The sequence below is a fragment of the Solibacillus sp. FSL K6-1126 genome (genome assembly GCF_038003445.1).
Classification (GTDB): Bacteria; Bacillota; Bacilli; order Bacillales_A; family Planococcaceae; genus Solibacillus; species Solibacillus silvestris.
In genome coordinates this window covers 2042942-2067269 of sequence record NZ_JBBOPD010000001.1, presented here as the reverse complement: position 1 = coordinate 2067269, position 24328 = coordinate 2042942, and the positions used below count along the sequence as shown (strand labels likewise).

General features: G+C 38.4%; 20 protein-coding genes and 1 riboswitch. Of the genes, 10 read left to right on the top strand and 10 right to left on the bottom strand.

The genetic code is table 11. The features are described 5' to 3' along the window. Positions 1-28 precede the first annotated feature (28 nt). Positions 29-1774 (bottom strand): methyl-accepting chemotaxis protein, encoded by a 1746-nt coding sequence (locus MHH44_RS10110; protein WP_008408780.1) that lies wholly within the window; start codon positions 1772-1774, stop codon positions 29-31. Positions 1775-2510: 736 nt separating this feature from the next. Between MHH44_RS10110 and MHH44_RS10105 the strand changes: the two genes are divergently transcribed. Then, positions 2511-2651: a hypothetical protein gene (locus MHH44_RS10105; RefSeq protein WP_014823877.1), complete on the top strand. Its 141-nt coding sequence runs from the start codon at positions 2511-2513 to the stop codon at positions 2649-2651. 223 nt (positions 2652-2874) lie between these two features. Here MHH44_RS10105 and parC read toward each other — a convergent pair whose 3' ends face one another. Both parC and parE read right to left on the bottom strand, forming a co-directional pair. Next, positions 2875-5304, bottom strand: a complete 2430-nt coding sequence (gene parC / locus MHH44_RS10100; protein ID WP_340798481.1) for a DNA topoisomerase IV subunit A — start codon at positions 5302-5304, stop codon at positions 2875-2877. Beyond that, entirely contained in the window at positions 5304-7277 is a 1974-nt protein-coding gene (parE, locus tag MHH44_RS10095; RefSeq protein WP_087617254.1) for a DNA topoisomerase IV subunit B, read from the bottom strand. The genes parC and parE overlap by 1 nt, the downstream gene beginning before the upstream one ends. Before the next feature lie 304 nt (positions 7278-7581). Between parE and plsY the strand changes: the two genes are divergently transcribed. The 4 genes from plsY (at position 7582) to MHH44_RS10075 (ending at position 10252) form a co-directional block, all read left to right on the top strand. Further along, positions 7582-8184 carry a glycerol-3-phosphate 1-O-acyltransferase PlsY gene (plsY, locus tag MHH44_RS10090; protein WP_340798480.1) on the top strand — a complete coding sequence of 201 codons (603 nt, stop codon included), beginning with the start codon at positions 7582-7584 and terminating at the stop codon, positions 8182-8184. Positions 8185-8294: 110 nt separating this feature from the next. Beyond that, positions 8295-8585 carry a HesB/YadR/YfhF family protein gene (locus tag MHH44_RS10085; RefSeq protein ID WP_008408787.1) on the top strand — a complete coding sequence of 97 codons (291 nt, stop codon included), beginning with the start codon at positions 8295-8297 and terminating at the stop codon, positions 8583-8585. 146 nt (positions 8586-8731) lie between these two features. After that, on the top strand, positions 8732-9358 hold the full coding sequence (locus MHH44_RS10080) for a YitT family protein (protein ID WP_193433782.1): 627 nt from the start codon (positions 8732-8734) through the stop codon (positions 9356-9358). Between the two features lie 123 nt (positions 9359-9481). Then, positions 9482-10252: an ABC transporter ATP-binding protein gene (locus MHH44_RS10075; RefSeq protein ID WP_340798479.1), complete on the top strand. Its 771-nt coding sequence runs from the start codon at positions 9482-9484 to the stop codon at positions 10250-10252. Between the two features lie 51 nt (positions 10253-10303). Here MHH44_RS10075 and metA read toward each other — a convergent pair whose 3' ends face one another. From metA to MHH44_RS10055, 4 genes are all read right to left on the bottom strand, one after another. Further along, positions 10304-11245 carry a homoserine O-acetyltransferase MetA gene (gene metA / locus MHH44_RS10070; RefSeq protein WP_087617258.1) on the bottom strand — a complete coding sequence of 314 codons (942 nt, stop codon included), beginning with the start codon at positions 11243-11245 and terminating at the stop codon, positions 10304-10306. A 158-nt stretch (positions 11246-11403) separates the two neighbouring features. Further along, positions 11404-11511, bottom strand: a riboswitch (SAM riboswitch). A 72-nt stretch (positions 11512-11583) separates the two neighbouring features. Further along, positions 11584-12327 carry a nucleoside-diphosphate sugar epimerase gene (locus tag MHH44_RS10065; protein WP_340798478.1) on the bottom strand — a complete coding sequence of 248 codons (744 nt, stop codon included), beginning with the start codon at positions 12325-12327 and terminating at the stop codon, positions 11584-11586. A 15-nt stretch (positions 12328-12342) separates the two neighbouring features. Further along, the gene (locus tag MHH44_RS10060; protein WP_340798477.1) at positions 12343-16089 is read right to left on the bottom strand and encodes an AAA domain-containing protein; all 3747 of its coding nucleotides are present in this window, start codon (positions 16087-16089) and stop codon (positions 12343-12345) included. 120 nt (positions 16090-16209) lie between these two features. Beyond that, positions 16210-16635, bottom strand: a complete 426-nt coding sequence (locus MHH44_RS10055; protein WP_340798476.1) for an acyl-CoA thioesterase — start codon at positions 16633-16635, stop codon at positions 16210-16212. Between the two features lie 242 nt (positions 16636-16877). On the opposite strand from MHH44_RS10055, the gene MHH44_RS10050 reads away from it, so the two are divergent. From MHH44_RS10050 to MHH44_RS10035, 4 genes are all read left to right on the top strand, one after another. Next, entirely contained in the window at positions 16878-17771 is an 894-nt protein-coding gene (locus MHH44_RS10050) for an AraC family transcriptional regulator (RefSeq protein ID WP_340798475.1), read from the top strand. Positions 17772-18000: 229 nt separating this feature from the next. Beyond that, positions 18001-18336, top strand: coding sequence for a L,D-transpeptidase (locus MHH44_RS10045; RefSeq protein ID WP_340798474.1), 336 nt, complete (start codon positions 18001-18003; stop codon positions 18334-18336). 127 nt (positions 18337-18463) lie between these two features. Beyond that, positions 18464-18637, top strand: coding sequence for a hypothetical protein (locus tag MHH44_RS10040; protein WP_008407084.1), 174 nt, complete (start codon positions 18464-18466; stop codon positions 18635-18637). 134 nt (positions 18638-18771) lie between these two features. Continuing rightward, positions 18772-18927, top strand: coding sequence for a hypothetical protein (locus tag MHH44_RS10035; protein ID WP_014823888.1), 156 nt, complete (start codon positions 18772-18774; stop codon positions 18925-18927). A 69-nt stretch (positions 18928-18996) separates the two neighbouring features. On the opposite strand, the gene ligD (MHH44_RS10030) is transcribed toward MHH44_RS10035, so the two are convergent. Together ligD (MHH44_RS10030) and ligD (MHH44_RS10025) are read right to left on the bottom strand one after the other, a co-directional pair. Further along, on the bottom strand, positions 18997-20274 hold the full coding sequence (ligD, locus tag MHH44_RS10030) for a DNA ligase D (RefSeq protein WP_445683038.1): 1278 nt from the start codon (positions 20272-20274) through the stop codon (positions 18997-18999). 147 nt (positions 20275-20421) lie between these two features. Next, the gene (gene ligD, locus MHH44_RS10025) at positions 20422-21603 is read right to left on the bottom strand and encodes a non-homologous end-joining DNA ligase (RefSeq protein ID WP_340798473.1); all 1182 of its coding nucleotides are present in this window, start codon (positions 21601-21603) and stop codon (positions 20422-20424) included. A gap of 238 nt (positions 21604-21841) precedes the next feature. On the opposite strand from ligD (MHH44_RS10025), the gene MHH44_RS10020 reads away from it, so the two are divergent. Next, positions 21842-22783 (top strand): ATP-dependent DNA ligase, encoded by a 942-nt coding sequence (locus MHH44_RS10020; RefSeq protein WP_340798472.1) that lies wholly within the window; start codon positions 21842-21844, stop codon positions 22781-22783. 468 nt (positions 22784-23251) lie between these two features. On the opposite strand, the gene MHH44_RS10015 is transcribed toward MHH44_RS10020, so the two are convergent. Further along, a complete protein-coding gene (locus tag MHH44_RS10015) occupies positions 23252-24244 on the bottom strand; it encodes a DGQHR domain-containing protein (RefSeq protein ID WP_340718282.1) in 993 nt (330 codons plus the stop codon). Positions 24245-24328 lie beyond the last annotated feature (84 nt).

The window sequence follows — 24328 nt, the reverse complement described above, 5'->3', positions numbered from 1 at the left end:
GATTCTTTGAAGAATCCCCTGTTTGTTTTTACTTATTGTATTGGCTAACTATATCTTCCAAGTGCTCAGAAGTATTAATTAACTTCTCTGACATACCGCCGATTGTACCTAGAGCCGTTTGTTGATCTTCAATATTTTCAACAATACCCTCGTAGCCTTCTAAAATTTCTTTGGCATTAGAAGAAAGAGTAACCATCATAGCGGTTGTTTCTTCTACACCTGCTGATATTTCTTCTGCCGACCCTGAGACCGATTGTAATTTAGCTGAAATATCATTGTTGAAATTAAGAATTTTATTAAACATTTCACTTGTTTCTACAGTTAATTCCTTACCTGCTGAAACTTCCTTTTGAATGCTAGACATTACCGTTTCAGTTTCTCGAACCGATGTGCGTACCCGATTCACTAATTCTCGAATGTCTTCTGTAGATTGCGCGGATTGTTCAGATAGCTGTTTAACTTCTTGAGCCACTACCGCAAACCCTTTACCATGTTCGCCAGCTCTTGCGGCTTCAATACTTGCGTTTAATGCAAGTAAATTTGTATTACTTGAAATTGAATTAATTACAGTTAAAATAGAGCCGATTTCGTCAGATAGTTGTACTAAAGTTTGAATCGTTCTATTCGATTCCTCAACATCCACATTAATGGATTCCATTTGATTTGAAACTTTATCTGTTAACTCTTTGCCGTTTTCAGTAAATGACATTACTTCCTCAGAATATCTATAAACATCAGACACGTTTGTTGCAATATCCTGTACTTGCTTAGACATATCCTCCATAGAAAAGGCTGCTTCTTCAATTGAGGTTTCTTGGCCTTTTAAAGTTACTTGCATGCTGTTTACTGAGTTCGTAATTTTTTCCGATGATTCGTACGTCGCTTTGAACGAACTTTCTAAGTCCATAGCACCTGCTTTCAGGCTGGATGCTGAATCACTTACCCCGCTTACCGTGTTATTCAGGGATCCGATCATGTTGTTGAAGCTCGCGTTGACTGTACCTAATTCATCTGTACCTTCTGGTAAATCTGATTTCAAGTCACCATTGCTTGCTTTATTAATACCAACCAATAGGAATTGCAGTGGCTTTAATTGCTTTTTGATAACAAAATACTGAGCTAAAATAAATAGAACAAGTAATACCGCTAAAACAAGAAGCGACATTTTTAATAAATCCATTTGGCCTTTATTGATACTAGATGCATCTACATCAATTGCATAATAAGCAAACAGCTCATTATTGCTATCAAAGATTGGATACATAAATGTTAACCATGTACCAAAATCATCACTGTATACTTCAGTAAATTGCGGTTCATTGGATTCCTTTAACTTTTTAAGTCCCTCTACTACTAAGCCCGGTTGTTCATACATATCACCAACGACCATCCCCTCAGAAGAGAAGGCTTCCCATAATTCTGAATCAAAAGAAATTAATGATGTTTCATTACCATTCGCACCGCTTAATTCAGTACCAAAAATATAACCATGTGATACAGAAGGATTGTATTCGCTCATTTTATCGAACATATCTGTATATTCCACATGTGTTTTACTTGTGATATCCGGGTTTTTCGTTAAGTCTGCAATATCCGAGCCTTCCATTTGCTCATACCATGATTCTGAAATGGCTTTTGTTTGGCTTCTTAACTGATCCTTTAAAAGGCTACCTTGGATAAAATAACTGACTCCAATTAAAAAAATGCTAATCAGTATAATCCCTGAAACCGTTGATAGCATGCTCCGTTTAAAGAACGTCATATTTTTGAACATAATAAACTCCTCATTTTTTATTTTGAGTTGCCTTTAATCTGATACATATGTAAGTTACTATATTAGTAACTTTCCGGCTGATTTCTCACCAAAAAATTAAATTCCCATTTGACCTATAATATCGACTTTAAAACACAACTCAAGATAGTATTTGCAACTTAAAAACTATATCATTAAACCTACTAAAATTCGAGTGTAATAAGTCATTTGAATCAATATAAATTTATATCGTTTTTATAACCAATGGGTATAAATACTTATTAAGTAGCCAACCGTTATTATATATATATAACTTACCGAATATGATTACAGCGGTTATTTTTAAAAACGAATAGCACCAATTGACCATGGCTATGTTTTCTGAACAGATCGGAAAGATGTAAAGGGAGCTAGCTGAATTGGTGATACATACGGGTTGACACTAGTGGGTGTTCTTAGCTTCCTAAAACGTCCAGCATGTCGTCCAGTTTACATGAAAGAATGATTTACATTTATAGGTGGGTTTTACGGTCGGCGCGTTAAACCAAAAAAGTATCCTCTTACCAACTACAAAAGTGGACTTATGTAAAAACTTCCGTAATAAAAAAAGCGTCAAAATCCGCAGAATTTCTTGCCGGATTTTGACGCTTTTTTTATGCAATTTTCTATTAAAAACAGTAATATTCTCTTCAATATTTCATGGTACAATAGAAAAGCAGCATCCAGCTGACTCCTTTTGTAAAGGAGGTGTACTACTGTGTCTTATCCATCACGCAAAGAAAAGGCTAAGGCTGTTTCGGAAAAAAAGCGTAACGAAAAACTCGCCATTTTTCGCTATGTGACTGATCTTTTTCGTCTAGTCGATACAATTTATCGTTTTTTCCGAATGATGCTGTAAAAAATTTATTTTCACCACTTAGACTCGCCATCTAGGTGGTGTTTTTAATTTCAACAATCAAAAAGGGTAAATAAAAAAGCGATTGGGGGCCACCCAACCGCTCTGTACTACTGTAGATCCATCACGCATGAATCTTACTAACTTCATTGTATGAAAGTATGCCTTTCATGTCAATGAATTACTTTTATCTTATGTTTAGATTCCGGCTAATATACATGAATCCTTACTCTGTCTTCTCCACATAGGCGCGGCTAATTGCCCCATCGCCTTCTGTATCAATCCGCAGTGAACCGTTTGAATAACGATCCGCTCTCGTTAAGGATGTCACAGAGATCGTTTCCTGTATGCCTTTTTCTGTCTCAATAGTAAACGTATTTCTAAAGTTGACAACTAAAATTGTAAAAATTCGGTGCGGGTTCGATTTTAACTCTTTTAAAATGACGACGCCGCGTTTTGCACGGTTGCCAAGTTCAAGTTCCGATAATAGCATTCGTTTGACGGCACCGCGCTGTGTTACGATAACGAGCTCTTGTTCCTGATCCGGTTTTAACAATGCAACAGCCGCAAGATACTCGCCCTCTTTAACAATAATTCCTTTAACTCCTGCCGTTTTTACCCCTGTTACCGGAAGATCTTCCATAGGGAAACGAATTGTATAGCTCGTGTTCGTAGAAAGCAATACTTCTTCCTGATCTGTAACAAGGCGGGCAAAAATCATCTCGTCCTCACCTTTTAAATTCATTGTCTTAATCGGTTTCGAATAACGAGTGACGATATAATCGGCGAGTGCCGAACGCTTAATTTGCCCCTCTTTTGTAGCGGTAAATACATACACATTCGGCTTATCGAACGTTTCAATACCGATGACTTCGATAATTTCTTCGTTAGAATCGATTGGCACAATACTTGAAATATGCTGTCCGAGATCTTTCCAGCGAATATCAGGCAGCTCATGGACCGGCTGGTAAATGTAGTGCCCTTTACTCGTAAACAGGAGTAAATGATGCTGCGTATTTAAGTTAGCTTCGTACAGCAAGTAATCGGAATCTTTCATCGCAAAATCTTTGCCGTTTGAAGCGCTGTGTGAACGAAGGCTTGTCCGTTTTACATAGCCGTCCTTTGTCACGGTTACGACAACTTCTTCACTCGGCACCAATACATCACGCGTTACTTTAATCTCTTCGATTTCTGCTTCGATTGTTGAAAGACGAGGTACTGTAAAGCGTTTTTTAATGTCGTTCAATTCAGATTTAATAACACGGATCAATTTCTTTTCATCCTCTAAAATGGCTTTCAGTTTCACAACAAGCTCATGTAACTCATCTTGTTCTTTTTGCAGTTGCGTAATATCGGTATTCGTTAACCGGTAAAGTTGAAGGCTAACAATCGCTTCTGCCTGTTCTTCCGAAAAGCCGAATTTCTCGATAATATTATTTTTCGCATCACGTTTATCTTTTGAAGCACGGATTGTTTCAATCACTTCATCTAAAATAGATAAGGCCTTCATAAGACCTTCAACGATATGTAAGCGATCTTCTGCACGCGTCAAGTCATACTGGGATCTGCGGCGCACAATTTCCTTTTGGTGATCAATGTACGCATCCAACATGAGTGGCAGTGTCATCATCATCGGACGACGGTTATGAATCGCAATCATATTGAAGTTATACGAAACTTGCAAATCTGTTGATTTTAATAGAAAGTTTAAAATCCCTTGTGCAGGTACATCTTTTTTCAGCTCCACAACAATTCGTAAACCATTACGGTCCGATTCATCGCGAATTTCGGAAATGCCGTCTAAACGGCGGTCATTTACACGCAACTCATCCATTTTACGAATCATGTTGGCCTTATTTACTTCAAATGGAATTTCTGTAATGATAATTTGCTCTTTATTGCCTTTTAGCTGTTCAATTTCTGTGCGTGAACGGACAATAATTTTCCCTTTTCCTGTTTCGTACGCTTTTTTAATGCCGTCAACACCTTGAATAATACCGCCTGTCGGAAAATCGGGACCTTTAATAACGGTCATCAGTTCATCGACTGTACAGTTTTTGTTATCCAGACGCATTAAAACCGCATCAAGTGCTTCCTGCAAATTATGTGGCGGAATATCCGTCGCATAACCAGCCGAAATCCCTGTTGCGCCGTTAACTAACAGATTTGGGAATCGAGATGGCAAGACAGTAGGTTCCATATCCTGATCATCAAAGTTCGGGACAAATTCTACTGTATTTTTGTTAATATCACGTAACAGTTCAGCGGCAATTGCCGATAGACGCGCTTCCGTATAACGCATTGCGGCTGGCGGGTCCCCATCGACAGAACCGTTGTTACCATGCATTTCTACCAGCATATGACGGCTTTTCCAGTCCTGACTCATACGGACCATTGCATCATACACCGAAGTATCTCCGTGCGGGTGATAGTTACCGATTACATTTCCGACTGTTTTTGCCGATTTACGGAACGGTTTGTCAAAAGTATTACCTTCATGGAACATCGCATACAATATACGACGCTGAACAGGTTTTAGCCCGTCACGTGTATCCGGTAATGCACGGTCTTGAATAATATATTTGGAATAGCGACCAAAACGGTCACCCATTACTTCTTCTAATGGCAAATCTTGAAATTTTTCTACAAAACTCATTATTCGTTAACCTCCTCATGCTGGATGAATTCATTTTCTAAAATGCTTGCATCCTCTTCCATGCCGAAGTTGACGTTTGATTCAATCCATTTACGGCGGGGCTCTACTTTATCGCCCATCAATGTTGTAATACGACGTTCTGCACGAGCACCATCTTCAATTTTAACGCGGATTAATGTACGTGTTTCGGGATTCATCGTTGTATCCCAAAGCTGGTCGGCATTCATCTCACCTAACCCTTTATAGCGCTGAATAATATAGCCTTTGCCGATTTTTTTCGTAGCTGCACTCAGCTCCTGTTCTGTCCAAGCATACATAAGCTCCTGCTTTTTGCCGGATCCTTTTGATACTTTATAAAGAGGCGGCAACGCAATATATACTTTTCCTGCTTCGATGAGCGGACGCATATAACGGTAGAAGAATGTCAGCAATAATACTTGGATGTGAGCACCATCTGTATCGGCATCGGTCATGATGACAACTTTATCGTAAGCGGCATCTTCCACCGAAAAATCAGCTCCGACACCGGCACCGATCGTATGGATAATCGTTGCGATTTCTTCATTTTTCATAATGTCCTGCAGTTTTGCCTTTTCGGTATTGATGACTTTACCGCGCAATGGCAAAATCGCCTGGAACGTCCGGTCACGACCTTGCTTAGCCGAACCACCCGCAGAATCACCCTCTACTAGGTATAATTCATTTCTTGAAGCATTTTTCGACTGTGCAGGTGTCAACTTACCAGACAGAAGAGTACTTGATTTTTTCTTTTTTCCATTACGGGCATCATCACGTGCTTTACGTGCTGCTTCACGCACTTGTTGGGCACGAATTGCTTTACGCACTAAAGAAGCCGACAGCTCGGCATTTTCTTCAAGCACATACATTAATTGTTCTGAAACAACGGTATCAACGGCTGAACGAGCTTCAGATGTACCAAGCTTTCCTTTTGTCTGACCTTCAAATTGCAGCAGATTTTCAGGAATACGTACAGAAACAATTGCTGTCAGGCCTTCACGAATATCGGTACCTTCCAGATTTTTATCTTTTTCTTTCAGTAACCCGATTTTGCGGGCATATTCATTAAATACACGTGTCAGAGCTGTTTTGGCACCTGTTTCATGTGTACCCCCATCACGAGTACGAACATTGTTGACGAACGATAAAATCGTTTCGGAATAGCCGTCGTTAAATTGCAGTGCGAACTCCACTTCAATTTCTTGAATTGTTCCTTCTACATATTTAACCGGATGTAATACGTCTTTTTCTTCGTTTAAGTATGTGACGAACGCTTCAATCCCGTTTTCATAATAGAAAATTTCATGCTGTCCTTCTCCACGGGCATCGATTAGTTCAATTTTTAATCCTTTTAATAAAAATGCAGATTCACGTAAGCGCTCTGCCAATGTATCATAATTATATTTAACGACAGAAAAAATCGATGGATCCGGCAGGAAATGTACGAGTGTTCCTGTTTCCTTCGTTTTCCCGATCATATCAAGCGATGTCGCCGGTTTCCCGCCTTGCTCAAAGCGCTGGCGATAAATTTGGTTATCACGGTAAATCGTTACTTCCAAAAATGATGATAAGGCGTTTACAACAGATGAACCAACACCATGTAAACCACCACTTGTTTTATAGCCGCCTTGTCCAAACTTTCCGCCTGCATGAAGGACGGTGAAAATAATTTCCGGGGTTGGTTTACCCATTTTATGCATACCTGTTGGCATACCACGACCATGGTCACGCACGCTAATACTGTTATCTTCATGAATCTTCACGATGATATGATTTCCATATCCAGCAAGCGCTTCATCCACTGCATTGTCTACAATTTCATACACTAAGTGGTGAAGACCTCGACTATCTGTAGAACCAATATACATCCCTGGTCTTTTGCGTACGGCTTCTAAACCTTCTAATACTTGAATGGCATCTTCATTATACGAAATACCGGTTTGGTTTTTTACCAAATGTAATCCCCTCCAAAAATACAAACAAACGTTCTATTTACTACCTAATCGTACGCTCAAATATGCATGATGTCAATGTTTAAAGGTACTGATTTAGGCTTTGCAAAGATTAATTGTATCATCAAAAACGAACGTTTAAAAGCATATCCTTTAGCAGCAAACAATAAAATGTAACTTTTTCCCTGTTTTTTTACGATGGACGAAAAAATAATACCTCTTTCCTTCTATTAAAAAACATTGTAAAATATTCGATACATACTATTAGTACCAAGTAGTAATTCTGAATTCGAAAGGAGCACAACACTTGATCAACGCGTTAATTATTATTTGTGCTTATTTAATCGGTTCCATTCCATCAGCTTTGTGGATTGGCAAGATTTTTTACAAAACGGACATTCGACAACAAGGCAGCGGCAATCTAGGAACGACCAATACATTTAGGGTATTAGGTAAAAAACCGGGTATTGCCGTATTGCTTATTGATATATTAAAAGGAACGGCTGCGGTATTGCTACCGTTATTGCCGTTTTTTGCAGACAGCACTGTCCACCCGCTATTCTTGGGTGTGATTGCAGCAGCAGGCCATATGTTCCCGATTTTCGCTAGCTTCCGTGGAGGGAAAGCGGTTGCTACAAGCGGCGGTGTTATTTTAGGCTATAATTTACCGTTATTTTTAATTTTAATCATCGTATTTGTCATCGCCTTAAAGTTAACTAAGATGGTGAGCTTGTCATCTATGATTGTATCCGCTGCGGCCGTTATTTATGTAATTGTTCATTGGATGATAACAGGAGAATATGCATTATTCATTTTGGTTGTCGTTTTGGCAGGCTTCATTTTTTACCGTCACCGTGAAAATATTAAGCGGATTAAAGCCGGTACTGAACCGAAAATTAAAGGATTTTAAACTGTAGACTGAAAGGGTTTCCTTTCAGTCTTTTTTTGTACTTGAAATTCAGAACGCGAGCTTTGTAAGTTTTTTTTATTTACTGCATAATGACAGTAGAGGTGAAATATATGGAAATCAAACTATCAGAAAAAGCACTCAATTGGTTTAAACAAGAGATGGAAGTAGAAAAAGGCGATTTTATTCGCTTTTATGCACGTTATGGAGGTTCTTCACCTTTTCATGAAGGTTTTTCGTTAGGGATGACCCGGGAGCAGCCGCATGAAATAGGTGTTGAAACAGTTGTTGAAGGCATTCATTATTATATCGAAAAATCCGATGAATGGTTTTTTAATGAACATCATCTAGTTGTAGATGTCGACAATTCGTCCGATGAATTGCGCTATTCATATGAAAATTAAATGCTCATATTCCCTATTCTAATCGGGTCTATTTGCAGCTCAAAAAGTTCAAATGTTTCGAATTTATTGTAAATCCATTTTTGCCGATTCAATCGTTATAATGAGTAAGGATTATATCGAGGATTGATGAGGGATTACATGTGAAAGTGAAACAGGAATTTTATTGGCGCTGCGTATTTTTTATTGCAGGCATCATTGTTTTATCATTAGGCGTCGCATTGACGATCAAAGGACAAATACTTGGAGTTGGGTCATGGGATGTCCTTCATATCGGATTACAAAAAAACTTGGGCTTGACGGTCGGTATGTGGTCCATTATTTTAGGCTTGCTTATTCTGGCTGTTGATACGTTTTTCACAAAAAGATTGCCAAAAGCCGGGACTTATTTGGACATGTTCCTGACAGGAATTTTTATTGATATATTTTTAATCGTTTTACCAGATGCAAATACGCTATTAGAACAAACATTGGCGTTTGTTGTTGGCGTTGTTCTGCTGGGCTTTGGCTGCGGGATGTATATGGTTGCAAATCTCGGTGTAGGGCCTCGTGATACGTTAATGCTGCTGTTGGTGCATCGCCTCGGCTGGAGTGTCAACCGCGCACGTACTACAATGGAAGTAACGGTTGCTGTATTAGGTTTTGTATTGGGCGGACCTGTTGGAATCGGTACTGTATTTATGGCGTTCGGCTTAGGGCCTGTCGTACAATGGGCGCTCAAATGGAACGGAAAGCTGTTCCACCGCGCAGCAGGTGTCGAAAGTGTTGTTATATAAATAATGAGGAGAGCAAGCATTATGCGTTTGCTTTCTTTTTTTCGCTCGAATTGTTACAATTTTCAAAAAATACTTCCGTTCAATTGGAAAAGAGTGCATAGTAGAAAGTGGAGGTGTTTTTAAATGATACATATTGAAAATATCCATTTATATCGCAATGATAAAAAGATTTTAAATGATTTAAGCTGGCATGTACAAAAAGGACAGCATTGGGCGATTTTAGGGTTAAACGGATCCGGTAAAACAACCTTACTAAAAGTAATTAACGGCTATATTTGGCCAAATGAAGGAAAAGTCCAGGTGCTCGGTGAAATCTACGGCAAGACGTATATACCGAAGCTTCGAACGCGGATCGGCTGGGTGAGCAATGCGATGATCGATAACTTCAATTGGCAGGATAATGCGATTGAAATCGTGCTCAGCGGGAAGTTCGGTGCCCTTCGTCTATTTAACGATGTGACGGAAGAAGAAATTGATCATGCCGTTTCTATTATGAAACATTTTCACTGTGATCATTTAGCGAATAAATCATTTGAGCATTTGTCACAAGGTGAACGGCAGCGTGTTCAAATCGCCAGGGCCATTATGGCAGATCCAGAAATTTTAATACTGGATGAGCCGTGCGGGGGCCTGGACCTGATTGAACGGGAAAACTTGCTGCAAACGATTGAACAGATTGCAGAAGCGGAAAACGCCCCTACCCTCATTTATGTTACACACCATGTAGAAGAAATTCTCCCTTGTTTTAGCCATGTGCTTCTGATGAAAGACGGAAAAAATGTGGAAGCAAGTGCACGGGAAGTTGTTTTAACGGACGAATTATTAAGCGATTTCTTCGGGCGGGAAATCAGTTTGCAGATAGAACGCGAACGTGCCTGGGTTGCAATAAAATAAAATCGAACCAGCCGGAGTCCACCTCCTGCTGGTTCATTTCATTTACACAAATTAAATATGATATTCAATATTTTCATCGACGTAATGCCATTCATACGGTGTTTCTTGGTATACGTAATAGTTCAGCCAGTTGTAGAACAACAGATGCGAATGGGCACGCCAAACATTTTTCGGTCTTTGTAGCGGGTCGTTATTCGGGAAATAGTTGACCGGCATTTCCGTATTGTCCGGGTCCTTTTCTCTATCGCGGAAGTACTCATCGGATAGTGTCGTTGCATCATATTCCAGATGCCCGGTAATCATAATATGTTTATTGTTTTTCGATTGAACAATAAACACCCCTGCGTCATCCGAATAGCTTAGAAGACGCAAGTCAGGATGTGCCCGCACTTCATCAATCGAAACCGACGTATGACGTGAATGCGGTGCCACATACTCATCGCTGAAGCCCCGCACTAAATCTACTGTTAAATCCGTAATCACATGGGAATAGACACCGGAGCATTTTTTCGGCAATTCGAACTTTCCAATACCAAAATGATGGTACAGGGCAGCTTGGGCGCCCCAACATATATACATGATCGAAGTGACATGTTCATTTGCCCAATCCATAACATGCGTGATTTCATTCCAGTAGCCTACCTCTTCAAAATCCATTTTCTCTACTGGCGCACCGGTAATGATCAGTCCATCAAAACGACGGTGCTTTACTTGGTCGAATGTTCGGTAAAATGTATCTAAATGTGATTTGGAAACATTTTTTGATTCGTATGTAGCCGTGTTTAAAAATGTCACATCTACCTGTAACGGTGTATTCCCGAGTAAACGCAGCAATTGCAGCTCGGTTTTTTCTTTTTCAGGCATTAAATTAAACACTAAAATATTTAACGGTCGAATTTGTTGCGTTTTCGCACGGTCTTCCTCCATAACGAAAATCTTCTCTTTTCTAAGCAGCTCTCCCGCCGGTAAATGTTTCGGGATATTAATCGGCATTCCACTTTCCCCCTCATAAACTTTTTCAACAATCTTTTAATAATCTTGTGGTTTTCAGGCAATGCATTGTTTTACGTTTGAAACAAACTGTTTCAGAACAATATAAAAAGCCCCTCTCATTCCAGCAAAAACAGAAATGAGAGGGGCCTTTTTACCCGTTCTTATCTGCCAAGGTTGACACCTTGCTGGAAGTAGCACCTTTCTAGTTGAACTAGAGGTTGCTGAAGCATCATAAGGCCAAGTCCCTCCGCTTCTCTTGATAAGACTATTAAATTGTCATTAGTGTATCATGTACTTTATAATTTTGCAATAATTCTAAAAATATTATTTCACACTTACTAAAGCTGCTCTTTTTCTATATTGAATAACATTGTCTCCAGCTGTTCATCCCATACACATGTCAATGTATTGTATACCCGCACAAAATGTCTGTTTTCCTTTTGATCGAAAAGCAAAAAACATAGGACCGGTATATCATTAATCTGGATCGATTCCGTCGAAACAACACTTGTAATATAATGCGGTACTTCATCTTCCGCAACCGGTTGTTCGGATAGTTGCTGCTGAATGAATTCAATCAGCACCGCTTCTTCAATTGCTTCGATTTCTTCCGTTTCGATTGTCGGGAAAGGCTCCGGAAACTCCTCCAAATCCGCAAATTCCTCCAGATCACCATCCAGTGGCTGCTCATGGATCGGGCTGTATTGAATAAAATAACTTGTTTCTTCAAGCTCCTCTTCAAAAATGCCCGATTCCAGCTGTGCCTTACCCTTAGCGGTAAGTGCAAATTCCTGTTCCTTCACAATCATACCCAGTCGTAACATTTTATTCGTCAAATCATGAATAAATAACGGTTCCACTAACAAAATTTCGGCTAATAACTCAACATTTTTCAGCTTTGCCTTCTCAAAAGAAATGAGCATCATCTTCATTAAAATATCCATCGCATTGCGCATCACCGGATGATATTTTACTTCCAATGTGTGAATCGGAATGGCATATTGCATTTGCTTTTTTATTTCAATGGACGGGTTTTGGATGAGTTCTTTCTGCAGCTGTAAAACTGTAATTTGTAAATCCATTCAATCCCCCTGTTTCTACACAGCATAATAGCCGTCTTGCTCTTTTACTGTCGTTAATACATGGGCATACATATCCCGTGTTTTCGCGCTTTTAGGCCGCTTTGTGAACATTTCAGTACTGCCGATCATGATCAGCAGTTCCCTTGCGCGGGATAATGCAACATTAAGGCGGCGGTAATCTTTCGCAAACCCGATTTCTCCGCGCTCATTGTCATGGTTCCGCACCATGCTGACGATAATCACATCCATCTCCATCCCTTGGAATTTATCGACTGATCCTGTACGGATGTGTAAATGCGGTACACTGATTTCCTGTTCAATCAAACGGTTGATGCGTTTTACTTGCTCAGCGTAGAAAGAAATAACGCCAACCGATTTTAATGCGTCCTGCGGAATCAATCCTTGTGCTTTCGCTTGTTCTGTCGCTGCATTCAATTCAAGCAGCTGCTGTTTAATTTGATCCAGCTCAGCCAAATTGAATAGACTCGAACCTTCCTTCATACGCTCTTCAAAATACGGCTTTTTGTTCGGAATATCGAGCCATAGTAAATGGTGTTTCCGCGTAATTTTGGATGTTTCAAGGAAATGGTCACGTACAGCATCTGAATCCTCTAACCCGCATTGCAGCTGTTCGGATTCATTTTCGTAAAACGGTGTGATAGTTGACATAATATTTTTATGCATACGATATTGAAGTGCGAGCATTGTTTTGTTTTGTGACGGCAGATTGTTATAAAGACGCTCGAACAATGATTCTTCCAGTAACTTTTCAAGCTCCCGTTTTTCTTCAAATGTTGTACTTTCCTTCACAACTTGCTCCAATGTCTCTTCAAACGTCGCATCCCCGACAAGTGGCGGCAGCTGGTGATGATCCCCAACTAAAATGATTTTGGCACCTTTTAACATCGGCAGTAACAGTTCAGGTGGTGTTGCTTTCGAAACTTCGTCAATAATGACAACATCAAATGTCGGATAGTTGTCCATAAACTCTTTATTTGCTGAAGCAACACATGTTGTTCCGATGACATTGGCGTGTTTCACATACAGTTTGCGGATTTCCTCCAAGTCATGGGCATTGGCATTTTTCAATAAGCCGTGCCATTCGTTTTGAAGTTCCGCTGTTACCGGAAGCAAACTAATTTTCACTTCTAGAGTCGCAATCTGTTCAGTAAGCTGTTCGATCTTTTCGTTTACTTCGATGATCGCTAGTTCAGGGTTCTGCTTTGTCAGCTGCTCCAGTTCTGTCCGGCGTTTTTCAAGCTGGATCCCTTCACTGTTGATGCCTTTAAAGCGCACTGTTAACTGCTCGACAGTCTCCGTACCGAGGGCAATCTGTTCATTTAAAACTGCCAGCTCCTCCGCTTTTTTGTTCAGTTGAAGCTCCACTTTTTCTCGGTTTTGGCGCTGTGTTTCGGTTTTCATCTGATCGAGTTCATTTGTTGCGAGCAGTTCTTCCAGCTCATCCGTTGTATGGGTTAACGTTATCGATGGATTGATTTTTTCGTTGACCGCATCCATTTGGGATTTTACCGCTGTTGCCTCTTCTTCCAATTGCTGAAGATGCTGTGCCTTCACATCATTTTGCTCTTTAAACTGAAGAATGATTTCTTCTTTCAGCTTTTCGAAAATGAGCACCGTTTCACGGATTGCATCCATATATTTATTGTTCAGCTGCTCTATATGTTGTTTGCGTAAATGAATGCCCTGAATGGAGCGGGTTCCGTTTTGGGCATTTACTCGACGGTCCCGGAAAGCGATGCTAAGCTTCGTCAAAAACTCCTGAATCTCTTCAAGCGTATAATGATGGCCCATATCCAGCCTGTCCGGTGTCACATGGATACCTAACGCCGTTTCACTGTAGTGCAATGCCTTTTCCAGCCGTTCCTTCACGTCTTTGATCGGTTTATACTGCTCCATTTGCGGCTGAATTCGATCAAGTGCTGTAAGTAACCGGTCCATTGCATAGTTCCGGCGAATATTGTATTCACTCATGAACTCCTCAATTTCGTACACTTTTTTCAAAGAGGCAATTTTATCAACGAGCAAATCATACTGTGACGTTTCGTTGGTCTTTTCAATTTTCGTTTTAACAGCATCAAAACGCTGCTGGAATTGTTCAAGTTGCGCTTTATAGTGACTTTGCGTAAGTTGCTGCTGGAAGTTTTCTCTCACTTCTTTTAACTGTTGTGCTTGTTCAGTCAGTTGCTCGACAGTCGAGCCGTCTTTTAATTGCTGTTCAAAATTCGCAACGGTTTCTGCTACTGTGCTCTGTGTTGCCTGCAGTTTTTCCAGTTTGCGTTCATTGTCTTCCAGTTCTTTTTTGCATTCAGTCAGTTCTTTTTTCAATGCCAGGATCTTTTCGGCCAAAACATGCAATTCGGCTTTTGCCGCTTCTTTTTGTTCAATTTGCAGTTCGAGCTCTTTTTGTTTTTGTTCAAGCGCTGCAATTTCATTTTGTGCTTGATTGATCTCATTATTTAAAAGCTGTTCTTTTCTTTCATGCAGCGAAATTTCATGGCCGATTGCTTCGAATGTCTGCTCCTGCCAATAGGTCGCAACATTTTCCTCAATAAACTTTTTCCCTTCTTCTTCAATGCTTTCTGTACGACCGTAGCGTAAAATCCGGATATCCTTGTTTGATAAAAGCCGGCTTAATGCATTGTCGACTGCTAAGTTTGATTGGGAAGCAACAAGTGTTTTCAGTCCTGCCTTTGCATTTTGATAGCAAATTTCCGAAATAACTGTCGTTTTACCAGTACCCGGCGGACCCTGAATGACATACAGATCTTCGGAACTAATCGCCCCTTCGACTGCCTGTTGCTGGTAAGGATTCAGCCGATTATGAAAATCTAGAGGAATCGTTTGTCTGCGTTCGGCAATGACTGGTTTATCTTCAAATAGAATCGTTTCGAGGTTCGCATTTGCGGCCAATCCTTCTTTTAAACGTTCAAACCCTTTCAAAAGGCGTTTTAGCTGTGATTTCGTTGCAGCATTGGAGAATTCGATGTCTTCTGATTGGAACTGAAGCTCATTTCTCCGCGCTAAATTACTGTAATACGGTTTTAACGCAATTTCAACGGTATTCTCGTTACGACGGATTTTGGCAACATCCCCGATTTCCTGGACATAGCCGCGTAAACGCGCACTTAGCCCCTCCAGCTGTTTCCACTGTTTTTTATCAAGGTTATTAATTCGGACGGTCATATGAGAAAAGTCGGCATCAAACGTCACACTTGAAAAACGGGCATGAATATCTTCAATGTCCGCATTTTTGTTCAATACTTTTAAATAGCCTTCCCAGCTGCTGATTCGCTTATTGACATAATCAAAGCGTTCCTGTGCAATCGGCAATTCGTCAATTGCCTTTAGAAACGGCTCCTGGTATGTATGGCCGCTAATACGGGAGGCAACGAAGCGGATTTTCATCGTGGCGCGGCGATTTGTGACAACTGGTGTCCCTTTGCCGCGTGTTCGAAAACTTTTCGCCACAAGCCCGTTTTTCGGGTCGAAAACACAGTCCATGATGACAACGCGCTCTTCAAACTTGTTTTTAAGCTTTACATTTTTTTCATTGTCGAAAAAGATGGTCAAATGCGTCTGCTCTGCATCGACTGATACTTTCTCAATCGCGACAATGAAATATTGCTGTAAATTAAAAAAGGCGTGTTCATCTGGAACATGCTCCTTCATCGCTTCACGTGCCGTATTCGTCAATAAAATATGACAGCGGGTTTGAATATTCGCGATTGTTTTTGGTGCCATGAACACACCTCCCTCATAGTTTTTTATATACAGTTCCGTTAGGTCGTATATGATTATAACAATATTCGTCTGTTCGTTAAAGAAAAAATGCCCTGTTATCAATTTAACAGGACATGTCGATTAACTTTGAATTTTCGCAACTTCAGCATATTTGACATCCCAAGCAGCATCAATCTTTTTCAATGCGACCGGACGGAAGTTTTCCTTTTTCACTAAAATATGTTGAGACTTCGCCGTTACGGCAACGGTGCCGTCTTCATGCAGAATTTCATAGCCATATGTAGTACGAAGCTTCGTATGTTCTTCTATCCATGTGCGAACGGTCGCCGTTTGTCCGTAGCGCATCGCCGCTTTATATTGAATCGAGAAATCCATAACAGGCGATAAATACCCGTCTTCTTCAAGCTTCGCATAATTAAATCCTAAATCCTTCACAATCTGTGAACGCCCGATTTCGCACCAAATGATGTAATTCGCATGATAAACTACACCCATCTGATCTGTCTCGGCATAGCGCACTTCTACTGTTGTTTCTGAAATATACATTCTCTTCACCTCTAGAGGTATTATAGCGCTAAAAGACTTGCGTTGTAAGGATAAAAAATCGATATGCTTTTTTAAATAAGGTAATTGATGAAGTGTTTAAAATAAACCAGTAATCCAATATCATCACGCTTCTTTACTTTTTCTTTTAATTTCCAAATACAGCAATTTTGGAACAGTTTTCCTCCAGTGCTCTGGTATACTGATTTTACTGTACGAATAACTATACAGCTAGGGGGATATAAATGGACACAGTAGAAACTTTACAGGGGATTTTAGAGTTTATCGATGAAAATATTACTGAAAATATCAGTCCGGATATTTTGGCTGCACAAGCGGGTTATTCAACTTGGCATTTCAGCCGGGTATTCCAATGGGGTACCGGATATTCGGTGATGACCTATGTCCGGAACCGACGACTTACATTTGCTGCACATGAACTTTCTTCAGGCAAACGGATTCTCGATATTTCAGTGGAATATGGGTTTGAGACACACTCTGGATTCAGTAAAGCTTTTCGGCGTTATTACGGCTGTTCACCAGGAACTTACCGTTTGCATGCGCATTGTGGCCGACCATTCCCGCCAAGCTTAACCTGTACGTACAAATACTTTATCGGAGGAATTGTTATGGAACCTAAATTTGTTACACTGTCTGCTATTAAACTTGCCGGATATGCCATTAAAACAACGTCAACTGGCGGAGAAAACTCTACAGCAATCCCAGCTTTTTGGGATGACTATATGAGCGGCGGAAAAATGGAAAAACTTCACTCGGAAAACTTTATTAAAAAGCACGATGAATATGGGGTATGCTTCCCGGAAGACCCGACAACCGGAGAGTTTAAATATGTAATCGGTGTCGAACCAAAAGCTGGGGCAAAAATTGCTGACGAATACCATATTTGTGAAGTCCCTCCCGCAACTTATGCCGTATTTTCTACACCCCCTTCTGATGCTAAAAACTTTGTAGCTGCCATTCAAGGAACATGGAATTATATTTTTAATGAATGGTTTCCTAAGTCGGGGTTCGAGTATGCACCAGGTTGTAATGACTTTGAACTATACGATGACCGTTGCATGCTTGATGAAGGGAAAATTTGCGATATCTATATTCCGGTAGTGAAGTCACAAAAATAAAATCCGAATAAACTTTTCCAACGATTTCACCTCTAATTATTACGTAAAACTGGTCTGCATGTAATTATTTTGGGTTAAGCAGCATATATTAGAATAAGGGTTTATAGACTTGAGTCGTTGCTCAGGTCTTTTTTAAATTCGACAAGGAATAAGATCGACAAAATTGGTTTCCTCGAATTAACTGATATCTATATTGCTTCATACTATTTTAAAATTGGAGTTGATCTTCATGGCAATATGGATCGACATATCCACTTTAAAACATCGATTAAAGCTAATGGATGACAATAAACTTATAAAAGCTTACCCGATTGCAGTTGGCAAAATATTAACCCCAACACCTTCTGGTACATACACGATCATCAATAAACAACTTAATCCTCCTGCACCATTCGGAGTGCTTTGGATGGGATTGTCTAAGCCTCATTATGGTATACACGGAACGAATAACCCGGCTTCAATTGGTAAGAATCATTCACATGGATGTATTAGAATGTTTAATCACGATGTTCTAGAATTGTCATCTAGAGCAACCATTGGTACGAAGGTTTTTATTCATAATTAAATTTGTAAAATCATTGACTTACCTTGAATTTCGAACCTTATTTCTAGCATAAATTTATCTAATATAGTTTAAAACTATTATTATTTTGGGAATAACAAATATAGAAACTTGAAAAGGGGTAATTATCATGAACATTTCAAAATTATTAGGTGTGCCATATGCTAATTTAAAGACAGCTAAAGTATTTGTTAAACCAGGGCAAGTGGTCGTTACATATAATAAGAAAACATATTTTATTGTAAAAAAGGACGTATTTACTAATATTCTTCATCCATTAAACTATAATGCAATTAATTCTTGAGGCTTGAGAGATATTTTTATCTCTCTTTTTTTCTGCCAAATTTACTGAATCGCTATTTTGTCCTACATACAGCACGGATAAATATAAATTTACTTTTCATACTACATCTATACTGTAATAAGGATGTGATTATTGTGGAAGAAACAAAATTTGCAGAACTGGATTTGAATAAACTGGAGGCAATTAAGCAACTGGAACAAAAATTAAATGTTACGCTGATTGCTTATGACTTATCCCCAAGTCATTCAAACCACCATGAGGATGCTCCTATAGTGATTAATCCTTCTTAATGTATAAAAGAAAAGCCTTCGCATAATTTGCGGAAGGCTTTTTTCTAAGTTGACTGCTGGTGCTACCAACTACACTTGTTTCCCAGTTATTTGATCTAGAGCAGCTCGGAATGGCTGCCGCTCACCCACTTCCCTGAAATTTTTGAAAGGATCCGACATGCGTTCCAGACGTTTTATTATATTTGGAATTGTGAAAAGATCAGGCGTTAATCCTTCGTATACTTCTTCCCATAATAACGGAGTGGCGATTAATCCTTTATTATTGCCGCGTGGTGAATATGGTGCCACAATCGTTTTGCCTTCCCGATGCTGGACATAATCCAAATACAGCCTTTTACCCCTGTTTTTCTTCATCCGCTCGATTGTAAACGAATCAGGAAATTGCTGTACGAGAAATCGGCATATAAACTCGGTAAATACACCCGTATCTTCATAAGAAAATGTGTGCAGTGGCAATGGGATATAGATTTGCATGCCCTTTCCTCCAGACGTTTTGATAAAGCTTGTCAGTTTAAAGTAATCCATTATCGTTTTAAACTTTACAGCAGCATCTACCGCCAATCCAAACTCATGAACGGAAGGTGGATCCAAATCAAATACAATTTCAGTCGGCTGTTCTGAACTGACCGGCTGGAACGGAATATGAAATTCCAAAGCGAGCTGATTTCCCAACCACAGTAGGGATTCGAGATTATTGCACAAGATAAAATGGGTGTCGTCTACTAACTGAGTTGTGATAAATTCCGGCAAGTTTTCGATATAGTTTTTCTGGTAGAAGCTTTCACCGGGTACTCCGTGCGGATAACGGATGACCGTCAATAACCGGTCCTGCAGAAAAGGCATCATCATGGGCGCTACCTTCTGTAAATAATACAAATAGTCATCCTTTGTAATATGGCTAGCAGGAAAAACCGGTTTGTCCGGATGGGTGACGATGACACTTTCCGGAATCGGGTTTAATTGTCTCTGCATTTGCTGCCAGTTGCACTCGGAAACGTCCAGATAATGTTGGAACGAATGAAAGCGCGGCTCTCTCAATTTACTGCCATCGAAATCAATACAGGCAACGGTTACGCAAATTGAAGGGGGAATCTCGAATATACTTTTCTCCTTCACTGTCCCTTTCGATTTAAAAAAGGCGATCAATGTTTTGCTTTCTTCCTCGGACAAACCATGTTTAAACGAAACCACTTCCATAAGCATGTCTTCTTGATAGATTGCACCATTAAAAAAACCGTTTAATTGATCAAATTTCGTGAGGATGACATTTACATGTTTCCAGTTTTTTATTTTCTGCCAGCTTTTCGTTCTCGTATTTTCCAGCCATTTGCTGCTACGCTTTTTCACTTGTATCTACATAAAATTGATGTACATATACCAATGAAACTTATCCTAAACCTTTTAAGACAACATTATCTAAAGTATAATAGTGATGTACATAAATAAAAAACGTACATAACTTTGCCAATTATGTACGTTTAATAAGAATTATCTCTAAAGATTTACCTTTAAATTAGAAACAATTTCTAATAGATTTGCATTCTCTTGAATAAAAAAATCATCCATTGGACATTTAACTTTTGAAAGTCGATCAAGTACAAATGGAATATTGAATTTCTCTATTCTTAAATTTTCATTCACTTCTTCCCAATAAAGGGGAGCAGCAACTGTGGCAATTTCTTGTCCACGGGTTGAGTATGGGGATATAATTGTTTTCCTTTCTGCATGTTGCAGATAATCGATGTAAAGTTTACCACTTCGTTTTTTCTTAAACCTTTCAATTGTAAAATCATTAGGAAATTTATCGATTAAATATTTTGCTATAAAGTACATGAAAATACGAGTATCTTCATAGGTAAGAGAATTCACCTTAATTGGTATATGAATTTGCAGACCTTTATTACCAGAGAGTTTTGGGTAACTTTTTATTTCCAAGCTATCGAAAATTATCTTCATTTCTAATGCTGCTTTTATTGCCAAGTGAAAATCCCCCTTACTTGGCGGATCTAAGTCAAAAACAATTTCTAATGGATTTAATGAATCAATTGTTTGAAATGGAATGTGATACTCAATTGCAAGTTGGTTACCTAGCCAGAGTAATGTTGATAATTCATTACAAACTATATAATTGATACCCCCTACTGTTTTCGTCAATATTGAGCTAGGAGCATAATCTGGACAATTCTTTTGATAAAAGAAATCACCAGGTATACCATGTGGATAACGAATAGTAGTTAAAGTTCGTCTTTCTAAAAATGGTAACATATACGAAGAAACCTGAATTAAATAAGATAAAAACCCTTCTTTATTAATATATGGTGTCTTCCATAAAGGTTTTTTAGAATGAGTTAACTTAACACCACCTTCAACAAATGTATTATCTATAATTAATCTGTCCCAAGTACAATTCTCCCAGCTAACCTCTAGTTGAAATGAATTAAATATAGGATTTATTAACTCATTTTCCTTTATCGTTTCAAAAAATAATTTTACACATATTCCTGGTTCGATTAAGATATTTCCATTTTCTCTTCTCTTTTCATTCTTAATAATGGATTGGATTAAAGAATCTTTTTCGTTTGTTTTCAGACCCTTTGAAAAGGTACCAATTTGAACAATCTCATCATCTTTCTTTAAACCAACCAGGAAATTTTCATTCTGACTATTAAAACCCAAGACAAAAAAAAACCACTAAATTTCGACTCTTTTCCATGAACTTTCCAGATATTATGCAATAAAATCACCTCATCCTCAGTTTGTCCAAATTAATATAGAATAATCGATTTTAAATTCACTTTTAAATCAGACTATCTGTGTTATACGGACAAATTTTAACTCCCTAAAGAAAAAATTCTTTAATGACACATTAATCACAGAGTAATTGTAAATGATAAATATAAAAGGAAAAAATACTATGACAAAAATAAAGCCGATAAAACCTTTTGAACCTATTGTTACAGAGATAATTCCTAATGATGATAATTGGATTGGACAAGTGAAGTGGGATGGAACTAGAATTTTGGTTTATTCATCTGATAAAAACATACAAATTTTCAACCGAAACTTAAATGAACGTTCAAAACAGTATCCTGAGTTAATGACTCCACAAGTGTACTCCAATACTAAGAATTTTATTATTGATGGCGAAGTAATAGCTTTTAAAGATGGTGTTCCATCATTTTATGAGGTTATGAAAAGAGATAAGATTAAAAACATTGAGAAAAACAAAGAACTTATTGAAATTACACCGATTGTTTATATGGTTTTTGACCTGCTATCAATTAATAATAAATGGATTACAACCCTACCACTAATTGAACGACAAAAAATCTTAAAAGAAATGATTATTCCAAATAGCCATATACAAGTTGTAGAGAACTTTTCTGATACGGAAGCACTCTTCGATGCCTGTATTGAAAATGACTTGGAGGGCGCAGTTTTCAAAGATTTAAATAGCACTTATATTATAAATGGTAAAGATAACAGATGGCTAAAGAAAAAGAAAAATCAAGATATAGTTGCTATAGTTGGAGGAGTAACCATAAAGGGCTCATTAGTTAAATCTCTTCACTTAGGGTTATACAATGAAAAGAAACAATTAGTTTATATAGGTAGTGTTGGCACAGGAAAGTTAACAAAGGAAGACTGGCAACAGTTTACTGTAGCAATAAATTCATTTATTCAAGAGAATTCCCCCTTCGAAAATTTTGCCAGTAAAGATAGTGTTTGGTTAGAACCAATAATTACTGTGAAAGTTCACTTTCTTGAATGGATTAATGGTAAAAAGTTAAGACATCCAGTTATCGAAGCTTTCGTATCAATAAATCCAGAAGAATGTAAATTTATTTTTGATTAGTCCTACTTCCTATCCCCTTATAAACCTAATTCAAGGTAGAAAATCCGAGCTGAAATTTGCTCAAAGATGTTTGATACACATACCGTAGTTAACGGAAAAACTAGTAAATGGAAATTTAATCGAATAACAGAAAAATAAACACGCCTTATGGTCCTACCATAAGGCGTGTTTGGTTTAATTTGGTAAGTATGATTGGTAACAAAATTCTTTTTTACATGTACACAAACTACTAATTAGAGGTGAACTCTTTATGCTAACCAGCTATCACAAAATAAACGAACGAGTTTACAATGATTAAGAACTAGTTTTCTAACTGTGTTGGGATGCCATAAAGAGCTAAGCATGCGTGAATTGCGTACCTTTCTTTTATACAATAAACAAATGCCAAGACAGTAGCTTTTCATTATTTCCATTTCACTTTACATAATAAAAAAGCTGACAGCATATTGCTTAGCCAGCTTAGTCGTCTTATTTAACACAATTCAAAATGTCTTTAGCCAACATTTTAGATCCGGCTACCCCTTTTAAATATTTTAAATCTCCAATAGATAGCCAATCTATATTACTCAAATTCGCCATTTTGTTAGCGATTTTAACTGAATCCGGTTGTTGCGATTTTGAAAGATAATTTTCATTTAGAATCGTATTACCTGCAATCGCTAATGCATTTAAACAAGTTATGTGAGTCATTCTATATAATTTATTATCCTCCCACTCATCGGGAAACAATTCTTTAATTAAATTGAAGTAAAATAGCGCTAAATTTAACTTTTTTTCTTTCGGCAGTGAAGCTAACTCTGAACCTTTTGTTAGAAGATGAACGATATTATAAAGATTTTGTAATGTGATATTACGCTCTTTACTTCGCATACCTATTAAAGTTCCTTTAGAGAAAAAAGGGCTTTCGGGTTTAAGAATGAGGTTTGTAGCTACCCAGCTTAAATCATCCGTATTTCGGTTAAGATAACGGCTTAATGAAGTTCCAATCCCCTTTGCTTTCGTGTTTATGACATCGAAAAGTAAAATTTCTTCATCTTCATCTAAATAATGAAATGCTAGGAATGGGACATTTAATGTAGATCCTGTCTCTTCCATATATTCTTTGATTCCTCCGAGACGATGTTGGCCATCCATCAAAGCGGCCTTGTTTTTACATAATAATCGCCCAAAAGAAGGGCGATTTTTATCATAGGCATGAAACTCCCAGTTCCCCGCTGCATTTAAAAGAATTGGCGTATAAAGTGCGCCCTCCCCTTGTGATAAATAATTTGCAAAATCCGTACAACGCTTTTTCGTTATTGGGCGCTGGTAACCTTTGCCTGATGGATCGTTATAAAGCTTAGAATAAGAAAACTGTATAGCAATTTGCGACGAGACAGCACCTTGATATGCTACTCTGCCTCTCATTTTAGTCTGGACAACATTTTCTATTGCAATATTAGAATTTAATAAATTACTCAATTTCTTAACTCCTTTTTGTTACTACTAAGTATAATAATACTTTTATGTATAGTATTCAAGTTTTTTTGCGCTTATGATTATCTT